The organism is Burkholderia sp. AU32262, assembly GCF_020419985.1.
In the GTDB taxonomy this organism is placed as follows: Bacteria; Pseudomonadota; Gammaproteobacteria; order Burkholderiales; family Burkholderiaceae; genus Burkholderia; species Burkholderia semiarida.
The window spans coordinates 357,504-375,871 of sequence record NZ_JAIZRS010000002.1; the positions used below are offsets into that span (position 1 = coordinate 357,504).

Genomic DNA, 18,368 nt, shown 5'->3' on the forward strand with positions numbered 1-18,368 from the left:
GTCAGATCGACGCGCGCGGCGCTCGCGTTTCGGCGCCGGACAACCGCTCCAGCGCGGCCGCGATCGTCGCGCGGCAGGCCGGCCACGCCGGCTCGAGCCCTTCCACGCCTTCATCCATCGCGATACGTTCCGCGCGGGCGCATGCGTCCCGTGTCCGCGTGTCGCCGGCTAGCGCGAAACCGCCTCGCAGCGAGTGCAATTCGGTCTTCAGCGTGCCGATATCGCCGCTCGCCAGCGCCGCGTCGATTGCCGCGAGCGAGCGCAGCGTCGCCTCGCACAGTTTCAGCCGGATCTCGTCGGTCATCGCCGGCTGCTTGCCGTGATCACCATGCTCCACGGCGGGCGAGCCGGAAGCCGCATGCCGCCTCAGCGCGGCATCGAGCGCCGACATCGACAGCGGCTTGAGTACGACTTCCGCGGCACCCACCCGTGCGCAGCGTCGGTAGTCTTCCTCCGTCGCATGCGCGGTCATCGCGATCACGGGCACCGTTGCCCCCTGTTCCCGCAGGAAATTCGTCAGCGCGTAGCCGTCGAGCTCCGGCATGCCCAGATCGGTCAACACGACATCGAACGGATGCTCGAAGAACGCCCGCATCGCCTCCACGCCGTTGCTGACGATTATCGCGTCGTACCCCAGCGCATCGAGCTGGTCGCGCAGCAACGCGCGGCTCGCGGGATGGTCCTCGGCAACCAGCACTCGCAACGGCGCGCGGGGTTGGTCATCCGGTTCCGGCCTGGCGTCGGCCGCCACGTCCTGCTCGAACGTATCCGCACGCCATCCGGCCGGGGCGGCCGGCAGCGGCAGTGTCGCGGTGAACGTCGTGCCTTCGTCGACGCGGCTGTCGACGGTCAGTTCGCCGTGCATCAGCGTGGCGATATGGCGGCATAGCGGCAGCCCGAGGCCGGTGCCGCCAAAGCGGCGATAGGTCGATGCATCGGCCTGGATGTAGACGTCGAACAAAGCCGGCATGCGGTCGGCCGGTATGCCGATGCCGGTGTCCGCGACGCGTATTTCGAGGCCGCGCCTGTCGGCGCCGATGCGCGCCGGCCCTGCCGAGAGCGTCACGCTGCCGCGTTCGGTGAACTTGATCGCGTTGCTGACGAGGTTCGACACGAGTTGCCGCAGGCGGGTCGGGTCGCCGACATAACCATCAGCCAACTCCGCCGACACGGCGCACTCGAGCGCCAGTCCCTTTGCATCGGCGAGCGGACGGAAAAACGCCGCGATGTCGAGCAGCAGACGGCGGGGGTCGAACGGCATGACTTCCAGCGTCATCTGATTCGATTCCGCCTTCGACAGGTCCAGCACGTCGTTGATCACGCGCAGCAGCGCATCGGACGACGACACGATCGTGCCGAGCCGGCGCCGCAGCGGCGGCGCCATCTGCGCGTGCGCCATCAACTCCAGGTTGCCGATGATCGCGTTGAGCGGCGTGCGGATCTCGTGGCTCATCGTCGCGAGGAACGTCGACTTCGCCTTGTTCGCGAGTTCGGCGGCTTCGCGCGCCTCGCGCAGCTTTTCCTCCGCCTGCTTGCGCACCGTGATGTCGAGCAGCGTGCACAGCAGCACGTCGATGCCGCGGTACTTGGTGCGCGCGATGTGCGCGTCGAAATAGACGATGCCGGCCCCCGCGCGCTCGACGGCCAGCTCTCGCGTCACGCGCTTGCGCGCGTTGCCGGCCGGGGCGCCGTCCCGGTACGCGCGCCACAGCAGTGTGCCGAGCGGCTCGCCCGCCACCTCCCGCTCGTACGCGATCATCGCTTCGTTGCGCATGATCGCTTCGCCATCGGCAAAGGACAACAGCACGAGCCCGGCCGGCGCGGTCCGGATCAGCGTACGGTTGAGCGCCTCGCTTTCGATCAGGCGGATTGCACGGCGATTCGCCGGACGCAGCGCGCGCCGGTCGAAAGACACGATGGCGCCCCACAGCAGCCCAATGGCGAACACGGCGGCCCCGAGCGTCACGCCGAGGGCGGCGGCAATGTCGTACAGAACGCTGCGCCACGAGAGCGTCGCCATCAGCACCGCATCCGATTCCCGTATCTGGCTGCCGATGACGAAGTGCGTGCCGACACGACGAACGACCGTTTGCGTGCGGCGCGCGTCGGCGAGCGCCAGGGCGGCTGTCACATCATCGGGTTGACGGCCGACCAGCAGATTGCCGCCGACGTCGACGAGCGCGTAGTCCGCGCCGATGCTCGACGGACGCACGATCTCGTCCATCTGCGGCCGGCTGTTGGTGATGAACCAGGCGACCGGCTTGCCGTTCGCGCCGCGCACCGGTTGCACCAGCCGCAACACGGCGCGCCCGAGCACCGGGTCGAATCGACGGTCAAGCGTGATCGCGTTCGCCGCGGAAGCCGCCGGGGCGGACGCGCCGTCGTTCAGCGGCCGCAGTTGCCGAACGAGTGCCCGCACGTCGAAACCGGCCGGCCACGAGAGCGCTCGCTTGACCACCGGATACCCCATCGCGACAAGATAATCGCCGTTCGAATCGATCAGATAGGACGCGAATACCGAAATCGCCGGTTTCGGCGGCAGCACGCCGGTCGTCTCCACCTGCCCGAGAAAGTTTTCGAGATAGGGCAGGCGCGTATTCGCCGGATCGGCTGACGGGATATCGACGAAGGCCGCGACCGCCACCGGCCCGATCCGGCCGACCAGGGTTTGTTTCCCGCGCTTGCCGTCGAACAGCCCGGGCGAGCCCGGCGCAATGACGGGGCCGTGCGCCCAACGCTGCTCCATGTTGTCGACATAGCGATTCTGCAGCGCCTTCATCACCTCCAGCTCGGCAAAGAACTCCGCCTTGCGCTCGGTGAAGTCAACGCGGGCGCGCTCGAGGGATTCCTTCACATCGAGCAGCACGACGAGCGCCGCACACACCAGAATGAACACCGAGATCGCGGCGCCGCTTGCATACAGCAGGAACTGCTGCTGTCGCCTCACGCGAGCCGGTTCGAATGACTTGCGCCCCGTCGGCGTGGCGGACGAAAGAAGTCTTTTCAGTTTTGCAGGCATGTCCTGTCGATCTCGTCACACGCGGCCGCGGATGCCGCATCGTTCACCGACTTCCACGCGTCGGCGCCCCGAAAACAGCGTTGTCGCGCGGCGCGCACCGCCGACACGCACATGCATCGTTTCAGCGGCACTGGCCCGCAGCGGAGTCGGAGCACAGCCGGCCCGCGGGCGCGTCACGTCCGCGACGCCTCGTCGTCGGGCGCGCCGTCGAGATCCTGCTCGCCGTTGTAGCGGATCAGATCCGCGTCGCGAACGATACCGAGTTTCTTCATCGCGCTCGACTTTTGGGAACTGACGGTCTGCTTGCTCCGATGAAGCTGCGTGGCGATCTCGCCCACCGTGTAGCCCGCACCGAACAATCGCACCACCTCGATTTCGCGCGTGGTCAATGCGCGCGCGGTGGGCTCGGGTTTGGCGTCGTGCAGGAGTTGCTTGATGTATGGCGACGTGTAGCTCGCACCGACGTACGCGGCATGCACGGCGCCGATCAGGTGCGAGATCGCATCGGACTTGCTGAGAATGCAGCTCACGCCCCGCTTGTGGATCGCGCGCAGCACGCTCGGATTGTCGATCATCGTGATCGTCACGATGCGCAGCGCCGGATAGCGCCGCTGCAGGAACGACAGCAGCACGAGCCCGTCGCCGTACTTGCCGCCCGGCATCACATAGTCGAGCACGAGCACGTCGCTCTGCTGCACGTCGAGCGCTGCAACCAGGTCCGTCGAATTCGAAACGGTGCCCACGAGCCCGATCGTGCTGTTGCCTTGCAGCGCCTGCGACATGCCCAGCGCGGACGCGGGATGATCGTCGGCTACCATCACGCGCACAAAAAATTCTTCCATGTTCCTGTTTCCGCCGAGGCTTTCGGTGATGCGCCGCTTCCCCGCCGCGATGGGAAGCATGCTCCCACCATCGTGTTGCAGGCCGTACTCGGCATACCGGGCAATAGCGGCTCGATTTTAGAATAATTTCCGGTTCGTCCGGAAATCGGCGTGCGGCCGAGCAGCGGACGGTACGCGCACTGCGCCGGCAGTGCACAGGATATGGCCGCACGTCCCCGTCGTGCGGATTTTTCGAAGTTATCGACGACTCGCCGTTTTTACACGATACCGGAGCCGGCCACGCGCCCGCGAGGCATGGTCGCCACGCTACGTGGCCCGCTTTGGACAGCTCGGCTCGCCGGGCAGTTGCGAATTGCCGGGATGTCGGTGAGGCACCGCATAACGGCATTACCTGAAGGCGAATCGCTGAAATTCTGGCAACATGACTCGAGAAACCGATCCCGGTCGACGCCGGGAGTCATATCAGCCTCGTGGCTTGCGCCACGCCGCACTTCCCCTCTCATTACCCTTCGCGAGGATCGTCCCGATGCAAGAAACCCGCCCGCCGTTCGACCGTGTCCTGCTCACCAACGACGACGGATTCGACGCTCCCGGCCTTGAAATACTCGAACAGGTCGCCACGCAACTCGCCCGCGAAGTGTGGATCGTCGCGCCCGCCGAAGACCAGAGCGGCACGTCGCATTCGCTGAGCCTGCACGAACCGCTGCGCGTGCATCGCAAGGGCGAGCGCCGCTTCGCGGTGCGCGGCACGCCCGGCGACTGCGTCGCGATCGCGGTGAGCCACCTGATGAAGGGCGCGCGGCCGGACGTCGTGCTGTCGGGCGTGAATCGCGGCGCGAACCTCGGCACCGAAACGGTGTTTTCCGGCACGGTCGGCGCCGCGATGACGAGCATGCTGGTCGGCGTGCCGGCCATCGCGCTGAGCCAGGCGTTCACCGATCGCAACGCGGTGCCGTGGGGCACCGCGCTCGCGCACGCGCCGGACGTCATTCGCCGGCTCGCCGCCGCCGGCTGGGACAGCGATGCGTGCCTCAACGTGAATTTCCCGCCGCGGCCGGCCGACGACGTGCGCGGCCTGAAGGTGACGAACCAGGGCGCCGGCACGCTGCAGGGCGTCGAAATCGTGTCGGGACGCGATCCGCGCGAGATCGACTATCACTGGCTGAAGCTCGCGCGTGCGCCGCGCGATGACGATGCGGATTCGGAAACGGTCGCGCTCGGCGAAGGGTATATCGCGGTCACGCCGCTGAAGTTCGAACGCACGCACGACCAGGCGCTCGCGCGGCTGCGGTCGAACCTCGGCTGATCGATCCCCCCTGCGAACGAACCCGGCGGTTGCGTACACGATGCGCGCACCGCCGCCGGTTCTCCGCGTCACCCCGTCACGTCAGGTTCAACCCGCCATCGAGCATCACGATCTCGCCCGTCACGTAATCGGACGCGACGAGCATCGCGACCGTCTGCGCGATATCGTCCGGCGTCGCCGCGCGACGCATCGGCGCATGCTCGCGCCACAGCTGCTGCGCTTGCGTCCAGTCGGCGGTCAGCGGCGTATCGACGAGCCCCGGCGCGACCGCATTGACGCGAATCGCCGGCGCAAGCGTGCGCGCGAGCAGCCGCGTCGTGTGATTGAGCGCGGCCTTCGCGGCCGCATACGGAATCGACGCGCCCTTCGGCCGCACGCCCGCATGCGAACTGACGTTCACGACGCATCCGGCACGCCCGTGCGACGCCGCGTCGCGCAGCGCGGCCTCCGCTTCGGCGACGAGCCGGAACGGCGCGATCACGTTGATCTCGTGCATTTCGCGCCACACGTCGGGCGTGGCCGCCGCGAGGTCGTCGTGCGCAATCACGCGGCTAACGCCCGCGTTGTTGACGAGCACGTCGAGCCGCCCGTGCACGGCGAGTGCGTCGCGGATCAATCTCACGCGCTCGGCGTCGTCGGCGAGATCGGCCTGCACATAGGCGCCGCCGAGTTCGTGCGCCATCGCACGCCCGGCGTCGGCCGAGGTGCGCGAATGCAGGATCACCGCGTAGCCGTCGGCCGCGAGGCGCCGCGCGACGGCCGCCCCGATCCCCGACGTCGAGCCGGTCACGAGCGCGACCGGCCGGTGCACGCGCGACGCGCGCGGCTCGCCGGCGGCTTCGGTTTCAGGAGCCGTTTCGGAAATCGGGGCAGACATCGGCGGGAGCGGCGCGTCCATGGCGTGGAACCTTTCAGTGGCGTTCCCGCATCATAAGCGCGACAGGGTCGCGAGAAGCGAATTCATCCTGATTGGCCGAACGGCCGCTCCGGCGATGACGTTCAATCCGCCGTCACGGCGCCTTCGGCAGCTCGACATACTCCTCGAGCTGGCCGGCGATATACAGCCGCTTGCCGATACGCGGGTATTCGCACACGTCGTGTTCGAGCCGCTGCCCGCCAACGAGCAGCTCCAGCGGCGCCTCGCCGGTGTTCTGCACCGTATGCGCGTCGCCGCCGCGCGGAAAACCCAGAAAATCGCCGGGCCCTATTTCGCTGGCGTGCCCGCCGATCGTCACCGTGCCGGTGCCGGACAGCACGTACACGAATTCCTCTTCGTACAGATGGCGGTGATATTCGGCCGATTCGTGACCGGGCATCAGTGTGAGCAGATGAACGCCGAATTGCGTCAGCCCGGTCAGGTCGCCGAGTTGCCGCTTCAGACGAACGGCATTGGGGTTGAGCGAATGCACCTCGCGCGTCGGTTCCATCTTCGCGATATCGGCGGCCTTCAGCAGTTCCCGGGGAAAGGAAGTCGACATGGGGATCTCGCAAGCGTGAATGCTTCGGTTGAACGCGCGGTGCCGGAGCGGCCCGCGCGATGACTATTGTCCGACATTTTCACGCTTGCGGATGTGTCGCGCGCCCCGCATGCCGCGCGGCACTTCATCGAACGCCAGAAAGTTGCGTACGCAACCGTTAGGACGCCGGACGACGCGTGACGCTCAACCCGCGTGCACGCCGCGCAACCTCGTCAGCAATGCGACGAGCCGATCGATGTGCGCATCCTCCGTGCGCCACGACGACACGCTGATCCGGAACGCCGGCCGCCCCTGCCATACGGTCGCGCCGAACCACACGTCGCCCGACGCCTGCGCGGCTTCGAGAATCGCCGCCGTTTCCTCGTCGGTGCCGGCGCGCACGAGCACCTGGTTCAGCACGACGCGGTTGATCACGTCGTAGCCGGCCGCGCGCAAGCCGTCCGCGACGCGCGCCGCCTGCGCGCAATGCCGCTCGACCATCGTCGCGACGCCCGCGCGGCCGAGCGAGCGCAGCGCGGCCCACACGGGAATGCCGCGCGCACGCCGCGAGAATTCGAGGTTCAGATTCTTCTGCGCATCCTGCGCGCCGCTCAGGTACACGGCGTCGCTGTTCATCGCGGTGGCGAGCGCGGCCGCGTCGCGGCAGATCACCATCGCGCCGTCGTACGGCGTGTTGAGCCACTTGTGACCATCGGTCGTCCAGCTGTCCGCGCCGTCGACGCCGTCCGTCAATGTGCGCTTCGACGAGGCCCGCGCCCACAGGCCGAACGCGCCGTCCACGTGGACCCACGCGCCGGCCGCCTTCGCGGGCGGAATCAGCGCCGCGAACGGATCGAATTCGCCGGTGTTCACTTCGCCGGCCTGCACGCAGAAGATCGTCATGTCGTCGAGCGGCGGCAACTGCGCCGGGTCGATCCGGCCGTGCGTATCGACCGGCGCGACGACGATGCGCTTCATCCCGAAGCCGAGCACGCGCAGCGCCTTCTTCACCGTGATGTGCGCGAGCGCGGAGATCACGACTTTCACCTCGGGGGCGCCGATCAGGCCATCTTCGTCGATATCCCAGCCCTTGCGCGCGAGCAGCGCGCGCCGCGCGGCCACCAGCGCGACGAGCGTGCAGGCCGTCGCGCTCGTGCCGAAACCGACCGCGCTGCCTTCGGGCAACCCGAGCGCCTCGACGACCCAGCGCGCGGCCTGGCGCTCGAGCGTCGCGGCCACCGGCGAATTCGCATACGACGACGCGCACTGGTCCCACGCGAGCATCAGCCGCTCGGCCGCCGCCGCGGCCGGCAGCGTCGCGCCGATCACGAAGCCGAAGTAGTTCGGGCCATTCGATGCGACCGTCGCGGGCGTGCCGCGCTCGTCGAGCAGGCGCAGCACGTCGTCGGCCGGGCGGCCCGTATCGGGCAGCGGCTCGTCGAACGCCGCAAGGCCGGCGAGCGCCCCCGCATCGGGAAACGCGCGCCGTTCGTTCGTCGCGGCCAGATACGCGTGCGCGCGCCGGTCGGCATCGGCCAGCAGTGCAAGTTCATCCATGTCGGTTGCCTCGGTCGGAGTCAGAGTTGCGAGAGATCGCGGCCGAGCTGCCGCAGCGCGCCGTCGATCCGCTTGTAGTACGTGAACTTGCCGACGCGGGTCGCCTGCACGAGCCCGGCATCCGCGAGGATGCGCATGTGGCGCGTGGTCGTGGCCGGCGCGATGCCCAGCTTCTCGGTGATGTACGTGCAGCACACGCCGAGCGCGTCGACATCGCCGTGCGGCTGCGGCGGGAAATGCTTGCGCGGCTGCTTGAGCCAGCGCATCACGGCCAGACGGCTTTCGTTGGCCAGGGCGCTGAGGCGGGTGACGTCGTCCATGGGGTTCGGCTTCGTTTGTCGTTTTGAATATTAGCTAAATGACGAAATGTGGGCAATGAATCCGGGGCGCGCTTTCGGCACGTGATGTGGGTCGCCACGCGCCGACATCGGGCACCGATGCAATCGCAGCAATATCGCCGCCGCAACCGCTCGCCGCTCGTACGCGGCGCAAGCAACGTGCCGCTACGCCAGCGCCTGCGCGAGCCTGTCGATCAACGCCCGCACGCGCTGCGGCTGCGCGACGCCGCCCGGATAGACGATCTGCAGATCCACGTCGCCCGGCGAGAACGCGGCGAGCACCTCGACGAGCGCGCCCGACGCGAGATCCCGCTCGATATCGACCAGCGACTTCAGCGCGATACCGTGCCCCGCGACGCACCACGCACGTACGAGCGCGCCGTCGTTGGCGACGCGCCGGCCGCGCACCACCACGCGCTTCAATGTGCCGTCGATGCTGAACGGCCATTCGGCATACAGATCCTGGCCGAAGCGCATCACGATGCAGTCGTGCTCGGCGAGTTCGTCCGGATGCCGTGGCGTGCCATGCGCGGCGAGATACGCGGGCGACGCGCACACCGCGCGCCGCGCCCGGCCGAGCGAGCGGCTGCGCAACGAGCTGTCGGCCAGCGTGCCGCGGCGGATCGCGAAATCGAGCCCGAGCCCGACGAGATCGACATATCCGTCGCCGAGATGCAGGTCGACCGTCACGCCCGGATGCTCGGCCAGGAACGCGTCGACGACCGGCACGACCCGCTCGCGGCCGAGATCGGCCGGCGCGCTGAGCCGCACGGGCCCCGACAGCGTCTGCATGCCCAGCCGCACACGGCTTTCCAGTTCGTCGGCCTCGGCCAGCAGGCGTCGCGCGCCGTCCACCAGCGTGCGCCCCTCGTCGGTCAGGCTGATCGCGCGCGTCGTGCGCGTGAGCAGCGCGGCGCCGTAGTGGCGCTCGAGCCCCGTCAGCCGTTCGGACACCGTGGCCGGCGACAGGCCGACCTCGCGGCCGGCCGCGGCCAGCCCGCCCTTCTCCACGATGCGCAGGAACAGCGCGAGGTTGTCGAGCAGCATTGTTCGCTCCATCCGAAGGATATTTTCGCCATCTTCCGGATTATCTGGAAAAGCCGCAAACGGTACAGTGATCGCGTGACGATCGACGCGCGGCCGCGCCGCGCTCACACGACGAAAGGAAATGCACATGGAATACCGTACGCTCGGCCGCTCCGGCCTCAAGGTCCCCGCCCTGAGCTTCGGCGCCGGCACCTTCGGCGGCACCGGCCCGCTGTTCAGCGCATGGGGCAATACCGGCGTCGACGAAGCGCGCCGCCTGGTCGACATCTGCCTCGAAGCCGGCGTCAACCTGTTCGACACGGCCGACGTGTATTCCGACGGCGCGTCCGAACGCGTGCTCGGCGCCGCGCTCAAGGGGCGCCGCGACCAGGCGCTGATCTCGACCAAGACGGGCCTGCCGACCGGCGACGGCCCGAACGACGCGGGCACGTCGCGCGCACGGCTGGTGCGCGCCGTCGACGACGCGCTGCGCCGCCTCGACACCGACTACATCGACCTGCTGCAACTGCACGCGTTCGATGCGAGCACGCCGGTCGAGGAAGTGATGTCGACGCTCGACGATCTCGTGCGCGCGGGCAAGCTCCGTTATATCGGCGTGTCGAACTTCGCCGGCTGGCAGATCATGAAGTCGCTCGCGGCGGCCGACCGGCACGGCTGGTCGCGCTACGTCGCGAACCAGGTGTACTACTCGCTCGTCGGCCGCGACTACGAGTGGGACCTGATGCCGCTCGGCGCCGATCAGGGCCTCGGCGCGCTGGTGTGGAGCCCGCTCGGCTGGGGCCGGCTCACAGGCAAGATCCGGCGCAACGCGCCGCTGCCCGAACGCAGCCGCCTGCATGAAACGGCCAGCTACGGGCCGCCGGTCGACGACGCGCGCCTGTACGACGTGGTCGACGCGCTCGACGCGATCGCGGAGGAAACCGGCAAGACGGTGCCGCAGATCGCGCTGAACTGGCTGCTGCAGCGGCCGACCGTGTCGTCGGTGATCGTCGGCGCGCGCGACGAGGAGCAGTTGCGGCAGAACCTCGGCGCGGTCGGCTGGGCGCTGACCGATGCGCAGATGGCGACGCTCGATGCGGCGAGCGCGGTGGAAGCGCCGTATCCGCATTTCCCGTATCGCCGGCAGGCGGCGTTCGCGCGGCTCGATCCGCCGATGCGCGGGTAAAGGGCAACGCTGACGCGGCGGCGCGACGCGTCGGTCGCGCCGATGTTCGATGCCCGCGAAGACGACTGCGACCAGCGGCAGAATTCGATTTCGCCTCGGGAGCAAGTTGATCTATTCGCTCAATCCCACGGATTCAGAATCGCGACACCGGTTTCAACAAAACCGGCAACGTTGCGCGTCACGACCGTCATGCCATGCACGATCGCCGTCGCAGCAATGAGCGCGTCCCGCTCGGATCGCCGGTCCGGCACATGGAGCCGTGCGCATCGTTGGGCGACGGCGGTATCGACCGGTAACACGCGCCCAGCGAACTCGGGCAGCACGTGCCCGTCAAGCCATGCCCTGAGAAGCGCCCCCTGTTCCGTGTCTCCGCGCTCTGCCTGCAAGACACCCGTCTCCAGTTCCATGATCGTGATGGCCGAGACAAACAGCACCGACGCATCGACGGTCGAACACCAGGCCGCCACGTTCCTGTCCGCCTTGCCCGCCCGCACTTTCCGGAGTTCCGAAACCACATTGGTATCAAGAACGAACATCATCAGAAGCCGACCTCCTTGATTTTGACGTTTGCGCGCGGCGGGTCGAACTCAATGTCCTCGACACCCGGCATAGCGAGCGAGTCGGCAATGTTGCGCCGCTGCCGGGTGAGACGCTGGTATTCCTCGAAACTCAGCAGCACATGGGCCGGCCTGCCGCGGTCGGTGATGAACACGGGGCCATCCTTCGTCGCCTTCTTTGCCTTGGTCACGTCCTGGTTGAGCTCGCGACTCGAGAGGGTGGTGATGGTCACGATGGACTCCTGGAAGCCATATATGTAGGTATGTTACTACAAAATGTGAATCCGTGTCACTCCTCGCCCTGTGCGCCGGGATTCCTCGCGATATCTGTAGCAACGTCCTACAGTTACGAGAAAACAACCGCACCGCATCCCCCGCTCGACGATGCGCACCCGAATCCGAGGACTGCCCATGCCGAGTCTCTTCGCCGCACCCGCCAATGCGCCGCCAGGCCCCGTCGCGGCGGAAACGCGCATGGTGCACGACGTGGCGACGCTGAAGCCGTCCGACTACCGCTCGGCGGACGGCGCGTCGTGGGTCATCTCGGCCATCACGCCGGCCGCCGACAGCGGCGCGAACGTCACGGGCAACACGTATTTCGACACCGCGAAAGGCCGCACCGTCCCGGTACCCGACGCGCGCCGCCGCTATGCGAATCGCGGCACGTGGCAGGTCGTCGCGAGCGCGAGCCCCGCCGTGCCCGCGACGGGCCGCTACGACTGGCTCACGCTCGCGTGGCTGCCGATCAACCGGCGGCCGCTGCCGCAAACACCCGAGCACCTGTATTCGCCGTTCATTCGCGGCGGCACGATCGTCTATCGGTGGAATCCGGCCGCCGAAGGCGGCGAGCAGTTCGGCAACGTGCGGATGATCTTTCCGGAGTGGGCGCGGCAGGTGGCCGACGCGTTGCGGTCCGCACCGGCCGCGACGCAAGACGGTGTGTCGTCGGCGTCGCAACCGGCGCTCGAGCGCCTGAAAGCGGACACGAATCCGATGACCGCCGTACTCGACTTCGGCGATGCGCTGCGCGAGGAACCCGCGGAGCGGATCGTTGCCCGGCTGCCTGCGCTGCTGACGGTGGAAGACCGGCGTGAACTATCGGCGATCGTGTTCCTGTGCCTGTCCGCCGCGCGCGATGAAGACCGGCCACGCTTCGTCGACACGATCAACGCGACGATCGCGGGAACCGACGACGGCGCGCGCCTGCTGGCGATCGCGTACGGCGCGTTCGCCGCAGGACGAACGCAACCGGTTCCATTCGGCGACAAAGCGCTGAATACGTTCGTCAACGATGTGTTCGGTGCGCTGAAACAGCGGACGGCGGCGCTCGGCATACCGGTCGCGCAAGGGTCGCCGTGGTACGCGTTCTTTACCGCGTATCGGCTCGGTGAGGCGGAATCGGGCAACGGCTCCCGACGCTGACGGCATCACGCTTCGCACTTCCCGCTTCCCGCTTCCCGCAAGCCTGCCTGTCTATCAAAAAGCCGCCGCTGCTTGCGGCCGCAACGACGCCCGGCGCTTACGCCGCCTTTCGCTTGCGCGTGTCTCCTGCGTTCGATAAGACCCGCCTCACGGGAATTCCCGCCTGAATCAGCCGGGACCGAGTGATCGATGCGCGCCCGTTTTTTATCCTTGCATGACGCACCGACGGACAGACCAAGGGCCTGTCATTCGCACAACGCATCGCCAGGCCGCGGTCCCGCGCGATTCGTTCGCCGTCCGCACAGGTGATGTTTTCCCGGCGGTGGCGCGTATTCGCGGCGACGTCCCTATAGTTCGAGGCACTCGACATTTCCACAGGAGTCCCGTCATGTTTGCATTCTCGATCCGCAACCTCGCCCGCTACGCCGTCCTCGCGTCGGCCGCCACCATGCTGCCGACCGCCGAGGCCGCATCCAGCCTGCCCGCCACGCCGACGATTCGCGCGATGGCCGGCGCGCAACCGATCGACCATCTCGACCCGAAGACGACCGCGCTCGTCGTCATCGATTTCCAGAACGAATACCTGAACGGCAGGATGCCGATCGCCGACGTCCAACAGGCGATGGCCAACGCGAAGCGCCTGATCGACTTCGCGGACCGCAACGGCATGCGCGTCTACCAGGTCCAGCACGTCGCGCCAGCGGGCTCGGCGTTGTTCGCACTCGGCGGCAAGACCGTCGAGTTCATTCCGGAAATGAAGCCGCGCGCGCAGGACACCGTCGTGCGGAAGGAAACGGTCAGCGTGTTCGCGAGCACCGATATCGACAAGCGCCTGAAGGCGGACGGTATCAAGACGCTGGTGATCGCGGGCCTGATGACGCACGCATGCGTCGCCGGCGCCGCCCGGGATGCCGCGCCGCTCGGATACGGCGTCGTGGTAGCATCGGACGCCTCTGCGACGCGCGCCATCGCACGCGCGAACGGCCAGTCGATCGACAAGGACACGCTGCACCGCGCCGCGCTCGCCGAGATCGAGGATACGTTCGGCGACGTGAAGACGACGGCCGACATCCTCGCCCTGCCGCTGCGCTGATCGTTCGCCGCACCGCACCCGTCGAAGCGGGTGCGGCGGCCCGATCACCGTTTCTTCCGCGAACCGGAGCCCGACATGGATCAACTGCTCGCGATGCGCGTCTATCGGAGCCTCGTCGAAGCAAAAGGATTCTCGGCCGCGGCCGATCGCCTCGACACGACCCATTCGACCGTATCGCGCCAGTTGAAACTGCTCGAAGCCGGCCTGGGCGTGCAGCTCGTCAACCGCAACACGCGCCATTTCTCGCTGACACCCGCCGGCGAGCGCTATTACGACGCGTGCGTCGAGATTCTCGAGCGCGTCGCGGCGGCGGCGGAAGACGTGACCGATACGCCGGGCCAGCCGTCGGGCGTATTGCGCGTCAGCATGCCGCTGTCGGTCGGCACGCTGGAAATGCCGGCATGGCTGCCCGCGTTCCGCACCGCCTACCCCGACATTCGCCTCGACGTGTCGTGCAGCGACCGCTTCGTCAATCTGATCGGCGAAGGGTTCGACGTCGCGCTGCGCATCAGCGGCGAACTGCCGGACTCCGATCTCGTCGCGAAAACCCTGGCGATCTCCGACGAAATTCTCGTCGCGGCGCCGGACTATGTCGCGCGCCGCGGCCTGCCGCGCACACCCGCTGAACTGGCGAAACACGATCTGCTCGCCTACAGCGGCGGCGACGACCGGATCAGTTGGCGCGTCACACCGCCGAGCGGCGCACCGGTCACGGTGCGGCTCGACGGCCCGCTGCGCATCGATGCGATCACCGCGTTGCATGCGGCCGCGCTCGGCGGCCTCGGCATCGGCGCCTTCACGCACCACACGGTAAGCAACGACATCGCGCACGGGCGGCTCGTCCCGATCCTGCCCGGCCATACGCTGGCGAAGCGCCGCTACTACGCGCTGTATCCGAAATCCCGGCACGTGCCGCCGAAGGTGCGTGCGTTTGTCGACTTCGTCGCCGCGCTTTACGGCACGCATGTCGGCGGCGACGGCCAGTGAGCAAGCGATCGACAGCCGCCCGCGGATGCGCCGGGGCAGCCGAGACGGGCGTCATGTCGCGAACGCGTGAATGCCCTGTGCTCGCATCTGGCAGCGTTCCTATTCCGTTAAACCAGCCGATATACACCGGAGTGCGGCCGCGCCCACCGACCGCCACAAGGCATTCACGCGTGCACGCACGACGCTAAAAAAAGCGGCCGCTCGCGAGCGGAGCGGCCGTCAAGGAGAGATCCCTGTGCGGGATACCGGCGGACACCACACCAGACCGGCCTGCATATTGTTGATGAACGACATGCCGATGACCATCGGACCCGTCTGATTCGCTGCACGCCAGCGTGAACGGCGTGCAATCCCGGGCTACCGCGCCCGGCGCCTGTCGCGATCCGCAACACGCCGTTACGTTCGGGAAAGGAACCCCATCCGCGGCAACCGGTCGAAACGCCGCATGACCGCCGACGGCTCGATCGCCGCGGCGGCCCTCCGCCTTTCAGCCCCGCTCGATCACGTCCATCATTCTTCCTGCCTCATGCTGAGCATCGGTCCCTTCTCGATCCGCGTCGTCGCGGTAGCCGTCGCCGCGCTGCTGGCGTGGCTCGTCGCGCGCTTCATCCAGCGCCGTCCGCCGAACGGGCATCACAAGAGCGCGTCGAGCCTGATCCTCGACGTGCTGCTGCTCGGGCTGATTGCCGCTCGGGTCGGTTATGTGGCGCAATGGTGGCCGGACTATGCGGCGACGCCGCGCGCGATCGTCGCGCTCGGCGACGGCGGCTTCGACGCGCGCATCGGTATCGCGGCCGCGCTGGTGTTCGCCGGCTGGCGCCTGCGCCGTCTGCCCGCGCTGCGTCGGCCGGTGCTCGCCGGCATCGTCGCGGGCCTCGGTGCGTGGGGTATCGCGCAAGGCACGCTCGCGACGTTGCAGCGCGGCGCGCCGCCGCTTGCCGCGATGCCGCTCCAGGCGCTCGATTCGACGCCCGTGTTGCCGGCGGGCTTCGTCGGCAAGCCGGTCGTCGTGAACCTGTGGGCGACGTGGTGCGCGCCGTGCCGCCGCGAGATGCCGATCCTCGAACAGGCGCAGCGCGACCATCCGGGCATCACGGTGCTGATGCTCAACCAGGGAGAAAGCGCGCAAGCGGTGCGCGCGTTCCTCGAACAGCAGCACCTGCGCTTCGATCACGTGCTGCTCGACCCTTCGCTGCACGCAATGCATGCGTATGGCTCGCGCGGGCTGCCGACCACGTTGTTCTTCGACGCGAAAGGCCAACTCGTGGAATCGCACATGGGCGAGCTGACCGCCGCGCGGTTGAAGGACACCGTTACGCAACGCTTCGGGCAGTAGCCCGCAACGCAGGAATCAGACCTGTCCGATAGGCCGGGCGATACACGGCCCGTACACTCGGGCCCATGATTTCGCTGATCCAGTCCGCCTTCGATATGGCGCGCGATGCGGTCGCGCACGTCGCGCGCCGCCCTTCGTTCCTGCGCAAGCTCGACATCGCCGTGCTCGCGCTGATCGTCGCGAGCGTGCTCGTCGTGATGGCCGACAGCGTGCAGGAGCTGCACCAGCAATACGGCCACGCGCTCTACGCGGCCGAATGGGCGTTCACGCTGCTGTTTTCCGCCGAGTACCTGCTGCGCCTCTGCACCGCGAAGAAGCCGGCCGCGTATGCGCGCAGCTTCTTCGGCATCGTCGATCTCGTATCGGTGCTGCCGACCTACCTCGCGTTCTTCTTCCCGGGCCTGCACGCGCTGATCGACGTGCGGCTGCTGCGGCTGCTGCGCGTGTTCCGCATCCTCGGGCTATCGATCTATCTCGAGGAAGGGCAGATGTTGATCCGCGCGCTCACGCGCGCGCGGCGCAAGATCTTCGTGTTCATCGGCGGGATGTTCGTGCTCGTCGTGATTCTCGGCACCGTGATCTTTCTCGTGGAAGGGCCGGAGCACGGGATCACGAGCATTCCGGTGGGCGTCTACTGGGCGGCCGTGACGATGAGCACGACCGGATACGGCGACCTGACGCCCGTCACGCCGCTCGGCCGGTTGATCACGTCGTGCGCGATTCTGCTCGGCTACGGGATCATCGCGTTCCCGACCGGGATCATGGGCGCGGAGCTGGTCGCGTCGGCGCTGGAGCACAAGCGGGCCGGCAAGGGCGACATATCCTGTTGCCCGCATTGCGGCGCCACGCTCCCGTCGCATGGGGAAACCGATGCGGCACCGCGCGGGCGCGCGGATGCGCATCGAAACGACACGTAGCCGACATTGCCGCCGGCCTCGAAAGCCGGCCACGACGACGCCCCTTCATCGCGCCTACCCGCCCAGCGTCTGCACGAACGCGGCCACTCCCGTCAGCATGATCTGCACGCCCACGCACAGCAGCAGGAATGCGGAGACGCGCATCGCGACCTTCGTCCCTTCGCTGCCGAGATAGCGCGCGAGCGTCGTCGCGCGGCTGTAGATCTGCCAGATCGCGAACGCGACGAGCGCCGCCACCGCTGCCGATACGACCCCCGACAACAGATAGTCGCTCGCCGTATGCGCGCGGTTCGCATGCAGTGCGATGCCGGCCGCGATCGAGCCCGGGCCGATCGTCAGCGGCACGGTCAGCGGAAAGAACGCGCGCGACATCAGCTTGTGCAGGTCGTCGCCGTGCGCGGCGGCGTCGCCGCCGGCCGGTACGTCCGGCGCGTTGAGCATCGACCAGCCGGCCACGGCCACCGCGAAGCCGCCACCGATCCGCAGCGCCTCCATCGATATTCCGAAGAAATTCAGCACCGGCGCGCCGGCGAAGAAAATCACGAGCAGCGTGGCGAAGACGTTCGTCGCGAGCCGTTTCGACAGAATCGCGCGCTCGGCTTCGGTCAGCGATTGCGTGCGCTCGAGAAACACGAATGCCATACCGACCGGATTGATGATGCCGATCAGGCCGGTGAAGCCGAACAGGATTTCAGGGATCAGACGGTCGAGCTGCATCGATCGTACTCTCCGGTAACGAACAGGAATAAAAAAGCGGCCAGTCGGGAAGACCAGCCGCGAAGAGGAGATATCTCCATGATCCGGCACACGGGGGTGTGCCGGGCCGCAGAACCTGAATTGTCGGGAATATGAACCGGGAAGGAAATCAGCCACGTCCGATTTTTGCGTCGCAGATCATCAGCATCGCGACGGCCGACCCCGGACAGACGCCCTGAAACTGGCTGGACGCCAGCAACGGCGCGGGCACCGCCTCGCGGGCGATACGGACGAAGCCTTGCGTGACGAAGTAGTCTTCCGCCGTCGTGGTCAGCAGCGCGACCGACTGGACGGCACGCGCGCGGCATTCCGCGAGCAGGCGAGCCACCAGCATCCGCCCGACGCCGGCGCGACGCGCGTGTTCGACGACAGCGATCGAACGAATGAGCGCATGGCGTCCGTGGAGCTCGATTCCACCACACCCCACGATGCCGGATGCCGCGTCGGCAACGATGAAATGCGGCAGATGTACGGCAACGCCCGCAGTCGGCAAACCGCTGGCACGAAGCAGCGCGTCGATCGCGGTCAGATCGGATTCGGTCGCTTGACGAAGAAACACCATGGTTCCA

The 18,368-nt window shown here is 67.6% G+C and carries 18 protein-coding genes; 7 read left to right on the forward strand and 11 right to left on the reverse strand.

Annotated features, from left to right (window positions below):
- Nucleotide 1: 1 nt before the first annotated feature.
- Both LGN10_RS03275 and LGN10_RS03280 read right to left on the reverse strand, forming a co-directional pair.
- Entirely contained in the window at nucleotides 2-3,019 is a 3,018-nt protein-coding gene (locus LGN10_RS03275) for a hybrid sensor histidine kinase/response regulator (RefSeq protein WP_226221734.1), read from the reverse strand.
- Nucleotides 3,020-3,192: 173 nt separating this feature from the next.
- Nucleotides 3,193-3,861, reverse strand: coding sequence for a response regulator (locus LGN10_RS03280; protein ID WP_059576254.1), 669 nt, complete (start codon nucleotides 3,859-3,861; stop codon nucleotides 3,193-3,195).
- Between the two features lie 526 nt (nucleotides 3,862-4,387).
- Between LGN10_RS03280 and surE the strand changes: the two genes are divergently transcribed.
- Nucleotides 4,388-5,167: a 5'/3'-nucleotidase SurE gene (surE, locus tag LGN10_RS03285; RefSeq protein WP_099317003.1), complete on the forward strand. Its 780-nt coding sequence runs from the start codon at nucleotides 4,388-4,390 to the stop codon at nucleotides 5,165-5,167.
- A 76-nt stretch (nucleotides 5,168-5,243) separates the two neighbouring features.
- On the opposite strand, the gene LGN10_RS03290 is transcribed toward surE, so the two are convergent.
- From LGN10_RS03290 to LGN10_RS03310, 5 genes are all read right to left on the reverse strand, one after another.
- A complete protein-coding gene (locus LGN10_RS03290) occupies nucleotides 5,244-6,065 on the reverse strand; it encodes an SDR family NAD(P)-dependent oxidoreductase (RefSeq protein WP_226221737.1) in 822 nt (273 codons plus the stop codon).
- A 112-nt stretch (nucleotides 6,066-6,177) separates the two neighbouring features.
- Nucleotides 6,178-6,645 (reverse strand): cupin domain-containing protein, encoded by a 468-nt coding sequence (locus LGN10_RS03295; RefSeq protein WP_059576260.1) that lies wholly within the window; start codon nucleotides 6,643-6,645, stop codon nucleotides 6,178-6,180.
- Nucleotides 6,646-6,828: 183 nt separating this feature from the next.
- On the reverse strand, nucleotides 6,829-8,181 hold the full coding sequence (locus LGN10_RS03300) for a pyridoxal phosphate-dependent decarboxylase family protein (RefSeq protein WP_226221739.1): 1,353 nt from the start codon (nucleotides 8,179-8,181) through the stop codon (nucleotides 6,829-6,831).
- A gap of 20 nt (nucleotides 8,182-8,201) precedes the next feature.
- Complete coding sequence (locus tag LGN10_RS03305) at nucleotides 8,202-8,501, reverse strand: ArsR/SmtB family transcription factor (protein WP_059576266.1); 300 nt, start codon at nucleotides 8,499-8,501, stop codon at nucleotides 8,202-8,204.
- Nucleotides 8,502-8,684: 183 nt separating this feature from the next.
- Nucleotides 8,685-9,566, reverse strand: coding sequence for a LysR family transcriptional regulator (locus tag LGN10_RS03310; RefSeq protein ID WP_226221741.1), 882 nt, complete (start codon nucleotides 9,564-9,566; stop codon nucleotides 8,685-8,687).
- Nucleotides 9,567-9,693: 127 nt separating this feature from the next.
- On the opposite strand from LGN10_RS03310, the gene LGN10_RS03315 reads away from it, so the two are divergent.
- A complete protein-coding gene (locus LGN10_RS03315; protein WP_059576272.1) occupies nucleotides 9,694-10,731 on the forward strand; it encodes an aldo/keto reductase in 1,038 nt (345 codons plus the stop codon).
- A gap of 119 nt (nucleotides 10,732-10,850) precedes the next feature.
- Here LGN10_RS03315 and LGN10_RS03320 read toward each other — a convergent pair whose 3' ends face one another.
- Together LGN10_RS03320 and LGN10_RS03325 are read right to left on the reverse strand one after the other, a co-directional pair.
- Nucleotides 10,851-11,270, reverse strand: coding sequence for a type II toxin-antitoxin system VapC family toxin (locus LGN10_RS03320; RefSeq protein ID WP_226221743.1), 420 nt, complete (start codon nucleotides 11,268-11,270; stop codon nucleotides 10,851-10,853).
- A complete protein-coding gene (locus LGN10_RS03325; protein ID WP_059638851.1) occupies nucleotides 11,270-11,521 on the reverse strand; it encodes a type II toxin-antitoxin system Phd/YefM family antitoxin in 252 nt (83 codons plus the stop codon). The genes LGN10_RS03320 and LGN10_RS03325 overlap by 1 nt, the downstream gene beginning before the upstream one ends.
- Nucleotides 11,522-11,699: 178 nt before the next feature.
- Here LGN10_RS03325 and LGN10_RS03330 point away from each other — a divergent pair, with 178 nt between their 5' ends.
- From LGN10_RS03330 to LGN10_RS03350, 5 genes are all read left to right on the forward strand, one after another.
- A complete protein-coding gene (locus tag LGN10_RS03330) occupies nucleotides 11,700-12,710 on the forward strand; it encodes a hypothetical protein (protein WP_226221745.1) in 1,011 nt (336 codons plus the stop codon).
- Nucleotides 12,711-13,098: 388 nt separating this feature from the next.
- Complete coding sequence (locus LGN10_RS03335; protein WP_081059096.1) at nucleotides 13,099-13,803, forward strand: cysteine hydrolase family protein; 705 nt, start codon at nucleotides 13,099-13,101, stop codon at nucleotides 13,801-13,803.
- Nucleotides 13,804-13,878: 75 nt separating this feature from the next.
- On the forward strand, nucleotides 13,879-14,790 hold the full coding sequence (locus tag LGN10_RS03340) for a LysR family transcriptional regulator (protein WP_226221747.1): 912 nt from the start codon (nucleotides 13,879-13,881) through the stop codon (nucleotides 14,788-14,790).
- 526 nt (nucleotides 14,791-15,316) lie between these two features.
- Nucleotides 15,317-16,126, forward strand: coding sequence for a TlpA family protein disulfide reductase (locus LGN10_RS03345; RefSeq protein ID WP_226221784.1), 810 nt, complete (start codon nucleotides 15,317-15,319; stop codon nucleotides 16,124-16,126).
- A gap of 65 nt (nucleotides 16,127-16,191) precedes the next feature.
- Nucleotides 16,192-17,043 carry an ion transporter gene (locus tag LGN10_RS03350; protein WP_226221749.1) on the forward strand — a complete coding sequence of 284 codons (852 nt, stop codon included), beginning with the start codon at nucleotides 16,192-16,194 and terminating at the stop codon, nucleotides 17,041-17,043.
- A 54-nt stretch (nucleotides 17,044-17,097) separates the two neighbouring features.
- Here LGN10_RS03350 and LGN10_RS03355 read toward each other — a convergent pair whose 3' ends face one another.
- Both LGN10_RS03355 and arsN2 read right to left on the reverse strand, forming a co-directional pair.
- Nucleotides 17,098-17,760, reverse strand: coding sequence for a MarC family protein (locus LGN10_RS03355; protein WP_059576287.1), 663 nt, complete (start codon nucleotides 17,758-17,760; stop codon nucleotides 17,098-17,100).
- A gap of 148 nt (nucleotides 17,761-17,908) precedes the next feature.
- Nucleotides 17,909-18,361 carry an arsenic resistance N-acetyltransferase ArsN2 gene (gene arsN2, locus LGN10_RS03360; protein ID WP_226221755.1) on the reverse strand — a complete coding sequence of 151 codons (453 nt, stop codon included), beginning with the start codon at nucleotides 18,359-18,361 and terminating at the stop codon, nucleotides 17,909-17,911.
- Nucleotides 18,362-18,368 lie beyond the last annotated feature (7 nt).